We start from the raw sequence: 5207 nt of genomic DNA on the forward strand, positions 1-5207 counted from the left end.
GTCAGGCCTTGCCGCCCGGCGCCCGCGTGCTCGACGCCTGTGCCGCCCCCGGCGGCAAGACCGCGCACCTGCTGGAACTGGGCGACCTGGACGTGACCGCCCTGGACGCCGATCCGACTCGCCTGGCGCGCGTGAACGACACCCTCACCCGGCTGGGGCTGCGCGCCCGCACGCTGGCCGCCGATGCCAGCCGGCCCGACGGCTGGTGGGACGGCACCCCGTTCGACGCCATCCTGCTCGACGCGCCGTGCAGCGCCTCCGGCATCGTGCGCCGTCACCCCGATGTGCGCTGGCTGCGCCGCGAATCCGACATCGCCGCCCTGGCGCGCCTGCAGGACGCCATCCTCGACGCCCTGTGGCCTCTGCTCAAGCCCGGCGGCCACCTGCTGTACTGCACCTGCTCGGTTTTCCGCATGGAAGGCCAGGACCGGGTCGACGCGTTTTTGCAACGCACGCCGGACGCTGCCGCGCGGCCCGCGCCCGGCCACCTGCTGCCTGTGGTCGAATACCTTGATCCTGGTCGCGCCGACCGCGGTGACGGCTTCTTCTATGCCTTGCTGACCCGAACCACCCCAGGTGCGTGATGCCCCAGATGCGCCGCCGAGAGCTGCTGCACCGCAGTGCCTCTGCCCTGCTCGCCATGCCCCTGGCCTCCGCAGGGCGCAGCGCGCTGGCTGACGCGGGCAACGACACCGGCCTGGTGCTGACACGGCTGGCCGTACAGCGCGCCGAGGAAGGCCTGCTGCTCAGCTACGACGTCCGCTTCGATCTGCCCGACGACATCGAGTCGGCCCTGAGCAAGGGCGTGGCCGTGACCTTCGTCGCGCGGGCCGAACTGCTGCGCGTGCGCTGGTACTGGCTCGATCAGACCCGCGCCCGGGCCGTGCGCCGCTGGCGTCTGGCCTACCAGCCCCTGACCCGCCAGTGGCGCGTCAGCTTCGATGGCCTGAGCCGGCAGTACACCCAGCTCAGCGACGCCCTGGACGTGCTGCGCCGCACCAACCGCTGGCGCATTGCCGAGCCGACGGCCTACGCCAGCGACCAGGACCACGAGGTCGTGTTCCGCTTCATGCTCGACCCCAACGAGTTGCCGCGCCCATTGCAGATCGGCCTGGGCGGCCAGACCGACTGGAACGTGGCCGTCGAGCGCCGCGTGCCCGTGCCGAGCGCACCATGAGCCCCATCAAGCCCAACCGCTGGGCGCTGATCGTGTCCGGAGTGGCCATGACCGCCACCGGGCTCATCCTCGCCTTCCTGCTGGTCTTCGCCACCCAGAACAGCGAACGCCTGGAGCGTCACTTCAGCTGGCTCTTCTGGACCAACGTCACCGTGGCCACGCTGCTGGGGCTGGTCATCCTGCTTGCCCTCGGCCGACTGGCGTTGCGCCTCAGGGCCCGCAAGTTCGGCAGCCGCCTGCTGCTCAAGCTGGCCGGCATCTTCGGCCTGGTGGGGCTGGTGCCCGGCCTGCTGATCTACACGGTCTCCTACCAGTTCGTCTCCCGCAGCATCGAAACCTGGTTCGACGTGCGCGTCGAAGGCGCCCTGGAAGCCGGGCTCAACCTGGGCCGCAGCACGCTCGACACCCTGACGCGCGACGCAGCCAACCAGGCCCGCATCGCTGCCGGGCGCCTGACCGACACGCCCGGCGTGCTGCAACTGGAGCGCCTGCGCGAGCAGATGGGTGCCCAGACCGTCACGCTGCTCAACGAATCGGGGCAGGTCGTGCACTCCGCGGGCGGGGAAACCTCCCGCATCCTCTCGGCCGAACGGCTCCCGGCTTCTTGGCGACACGACGCCCGCACGCGCGGCGTGACGGCCCTGGTCGAAGGGCTGGATGACCCCACCGAAGACCCGGCCCAGAAACGGGCGACCGGCACCCCCCGCGTGGTCGCCCTCGCCTGGATGCCCGATCGCAGCTTCAGCCTGCAGGCCAAGGGGCACTTCCTGATGGTCACTCTGCAGCTGCCGGCCGACCTCGTGCGCAATGCCCTCGATGTGCAAGCCGCCTACAGCGAGTATCAGCAGCGCTTCATCGGCCGCGAAGGTTTGCGGCGCATGTACATCGGCACGCTCACGCTTGCCCTGATCCTCGCCGTGTTCGGAGCCTTTCTGCTGGCCGCCATCCTGGGCCAGCAACTGGCCCGACCCCTGCTGCTGCTGGCCGAAGGCGTCGGCGAGGTGGCGCGTGGCGACCTCAGCCCCAAGGCCATCTTCATGTCCGACGACGAACTGGGCGGGCTGACGCGTTCGTTCGCCGCCATGACGCAGCAGCTGGCCGACGCCCGCACCCTGGCCGACCGCAGCGTCAATGACCTGGAATCGGCGCGCGCTCACCTTCAGACCATTCTGGACAACCTGAGTGCGGGCGTGATCGTGTTCGATGCCGACGGGCACATCGAAACCGTCAACCCCGGCGCCACCCGCATCCTGCGCCTGCCGCTGTCGGCCTACCGGGGTCGCGCCCTGTCCGAGGTGACGGGTCTCGAAGACTTCGCCCAGACGCTCAAGGCCCGGTTCGAGCTGCACGCGAACGACCCGACGCCCGGCGAACGCCAGCAGTGGCAGGAATCGTATGAGTTGAAGCTGCCGAACTACCCAGAGGCGCTGACCCTGCTTGTGCGCGGCGCCGAGCTGCCGCGCCAGGAAACGCTCATTGTGTTCGACGACCTCACCGAGGTCGTGTCCGCCCAGCGTGCTGAAGCCTGGAGCCAAGTGGCACGTCGCGTGGCCCATGAGATCAAGAACCCGCTGACGCCCATCCAGCTCTCGGCCGAGCGACTGCAACTCAAGCTCGAGGACAAGCTGGTGGCCGACACCGACCGCAGCCTGCTGCGCCGTTCGGTGGACACCATCGTCAACCAGGTGCAGGCACTCAAGACACTGATCAACGAGTTCCGGGACTACGCCCGGCTGCCCACAGCCCGCCTTCAGCCACTGGACCTGAACGCGCTGGTGCAGGACGTGATGGCGCTGTATGGCCATGCCGTCGAACAGGGACGCCTGAAGATGGAGTTGGCGCCCGACCTGCCTCTGATCCTGGGCGATGCGACGCTGCTGCGACAGGTCGTGCACAACCTGGTGCAGAACGCCTTCGATGCACTGGAAGAGCACGCGGCCGTGGAAGCCCCGGCCACCGTGCTGGTGCGCACCGATGCGCCGCGCCATGCCGACGGCCAGATCCGCGCCGTGCGCCTCATCGTGAGAGACAATGGGCCCGGGTTTGCGCCCCACATCCTGAAGCGGGCTTTCGAGCCTTACATCACCACCAAGGCCAAGGGCACCGGTTTGGGCCTGGCCGTGGTCAAGAAGATCGCCGATGAACACGGCGCCTTGGTGAAAGTACGTAATGTGGGCGGCACAAACGGCGAACTTGCGACCCCTGCGGGCTATCCCGCGGCCGCTCAGCCGGTGAGCGGGGCACAAGTTTCGCTATCATTTTCACAGCTGTCATCCAAATCTACCCCGGATCGGGGACACTGAGCGTTGTTTTCCGGATACCGGGTGCACATTCACATTCATGGCCACCATTCTTGTAGTTGACGACGAACTGGGCATCCGTGCCCTCCTGTCCGAGATCCTGACCGACGAAGGTCACACCGTCGAAGTCGCCGAAAACGCCGCCAAGGCCCGGGTGCTGCGCGAGCAGTGCAAGCCCGATCTGGTGCTGCTCGACATCTGGATGCCCGACGTGGACGGCGTGACGCTGCTCAAGGAGTGGTCTGCCAGCGGCCAGTTGACGATGCCCGTCATCATGATGTCGGGCCATGGCACGATCGACACGGCTGTGGAGGCCACCAAGTTCGGCGCGATGGCCTTCCTCGAGAAGCCCATCACCATGCAGAAGCTGCTGCGCTCGGTCGAGCAAGGCCTCACCAAGCCGGCACCGCGCCCCGCAGTGGTGGCCACGCCGCCCGTGCACCTGGCCACGGTCACGCCCATCACGGCCGCACCCTCGTACGCGGCCGCCAACAGCAGCCCGGTGACCGTGACGCCCGTCCGCAGCGAGCTGGTGGGTCACACCGAGCACCACCGTGCCCCGATCAGCTACGGCGCCGTGGCCCACGCCCCGGTGACCAGCGCCCCGATCCACGCCGGCCCGCAACACGAGCAAAGCTTCGAACTGGACCGCCCGCTGCGCGAGGCCCGCGACGACTTCGAGCGTGCCTACTTCGAGTTCCACCTGGCCCGCGAAGGCGGCAGCATGACCCGGGTCGCCGAGAAGACCGGCCTGGAGCGCACCCACCTGTATCGAAAATTGAAACAGCTGGGCGTCGATTTGGGTCGCAGCAAGAAAACGGCCGCAAATTGATGTATAGTCTAGGTCTTCGCTGATCACTGCAACGCAGACAGCGAAAACCGATGGGGAAACCCAGAGGCCTGGTAGCTCAGTTGGTAGAGCAGCGGATTGAAAATCCGCGTGTCGGTGGTTCGATTCCGCCCCAGGCCACCAAGACACCCGAAACGCCCGCTCTCACGAGTGGGCGTTTTGCTTTGTGCGCTGACCATTGCTGTTGCGCGCACCACACGCCATGAGATCTTCGATCCACATCGTCGATGTCGACCGCATCGAAACCTGGAGCCGTTACCGCAACGGCCTGTGCGACACCTGCATGGCCAACTGCTGCACGATGCCGGTCGAGGTGAAGCTGGCTGATCTGGTCGGACTGGGATTGGTTGACCCGTTCGAGGCCGAGCACGAGGAAGCGCGACAGATCAGCAAGCGCCTCATCAAGGCCGGCATCGCCGAGCGCTACCACCACAAGAGCGAGATCTACACGCTGGCGCGGCGTGCCGATGGCGACTGCCGCTTTCTGGATGCGACGACCCGGCGCTGCACCGTGTACGACCAACGCCCGGCCACCTGCCGCAAGCACCCGCAGGTCGGGCCGCGACCGGGGTTCTGCCCCTATGGGCATCGGCAAGAAGGGCGTTGAGCATCAGCCCCGCCCCGCAATCGTCACGGGACGAAACCGCCGCCGTCCAGGTAAGCACGGATCAGCCGGCCTCGGGTCTCCGGAGTGCAGTCGGGCAAGCCACTGGGGCACTCGGCAAGAGCAAGATCCTGAATGTCGGAGTATCCAGTCCGCCCTGAACAATTGCCTCACGCGGCAGTCGGCGCAACCTGACCGCGGTATTGACAGGCCGAGCGCCCCAGCCCAGCCAAGCCAAGACGACGGCCTGTAGATGGGCAACAAAAAGCCTCAGCA

General features: G+C 67.3%; 5 protein-coding genes and 1 tRNA gene. All 6 read left to right on the forward strand.

Annotated elements, in window-relative coordinates; genetic code table 11:
- Window positions 1-584: SAM-dependent methyltransferase (locus QZ709_RS18055; RefSeq protein WP_366937190.1), on the forward strand; the 584-nt coding region annotated here is incomplete at its 5' end.
- Window positions 584-1177 carry a DUF4390 domain-containing protein gene (locus QZ709_RS18060; protein WP_294638858.1) on the forward strand — a complete coding sequence of 198 codons (594 nt, stop codon included), beginning with the start codon at window positions 584-586 and terminating at the stop codon, window positions 1175-1177. The genes QZ709_RS18055 and QZ709_RS18060, both read left to right, overlap by 1 nt.
- Window positions 1174-3480: an ATP-binding protein gene (locus tag QZ709_RS18065; RefSeq protein WP_294638860.1), complete on the forward strand. Its 2307-nt coding sequence runs from the start codon at window positions 1174-1176 to the stop codon at window positions 3478-3480. Before QZ709_RS18060 ends, QZ709_RS18065 begins: the two co-directional genes overlap by 4 nt.
- 37 nt (window positions 3481-3517) lie before the next feature.
- On the forward strand, window positions 3518-4309 hold the full coding sequence (locus QZ709_RS18070) for a response regulator (protein ID WP_294638862.1): 792 nt from the start codon (window positions 3518-3520) through the stop codon (window positions 4307-4309).
- 65 nt (window positions 4310-4374) lie between these two features.
- A tRNA-Phe gene (locus QZ709_RS18075) sits at window positions 4375-4450 on the forward strand.
- Between the two features lie 79 nt (window positions 4451-4529).
- Entirely contained in the window at window positions 4530-4934 is a 405-nt protein-coding gene (locus QZ709_RS18080) for a YkgJ family cysteine cluster protein (protein ID WP_294638864.1), read from the forward strand.
- Window positions 4935-5207 lie beyond the last annotated feature (273 nt).

It is taken from the genome of uncultured Aquabacterium sp., assembly GCF_913773725.1.
Taxonomy (GTDB): Bacteria; Pseudomonadota; Gammaproteobacteria; order Burkholderiales; family Burkholderiaceae_C; genus Aquabacterium.

What these genes read in the sequence shown, in the direction of transcription:
- QZ709_RS18070 (WP_294638862.1), top strand. Translation starts at nt 3,518, where the DNA reads ATGGCCACCATTCTTGTAGTTGACGACGAACTGGGCATCCGTGCCCTC.
- QZ709_RS18060 (WP_294638858.1), top strand. Translation starts at nt 584, where the DNA reads ATGCCCCAGATGCGCCGCCGAGAGCTGCTGCACCGCAGTGCCTCTGCC.
- QZ709_RS18065 (WP_294638860.1), top strand. Translation starts at nt 1,174, where the DNA reads ATGAGCCCCATCAAGCCCAACCGCTGGGCGCTGATCGTGTCCGGAGTG.
- QZ709_RS18080 (WP_294638864.1), top strand. Translation starts at nt 4,530, where the DNA reads ATGAGATCTTCGATCCACATCGTCGATGTCGACCGCATCGAAACCTGG.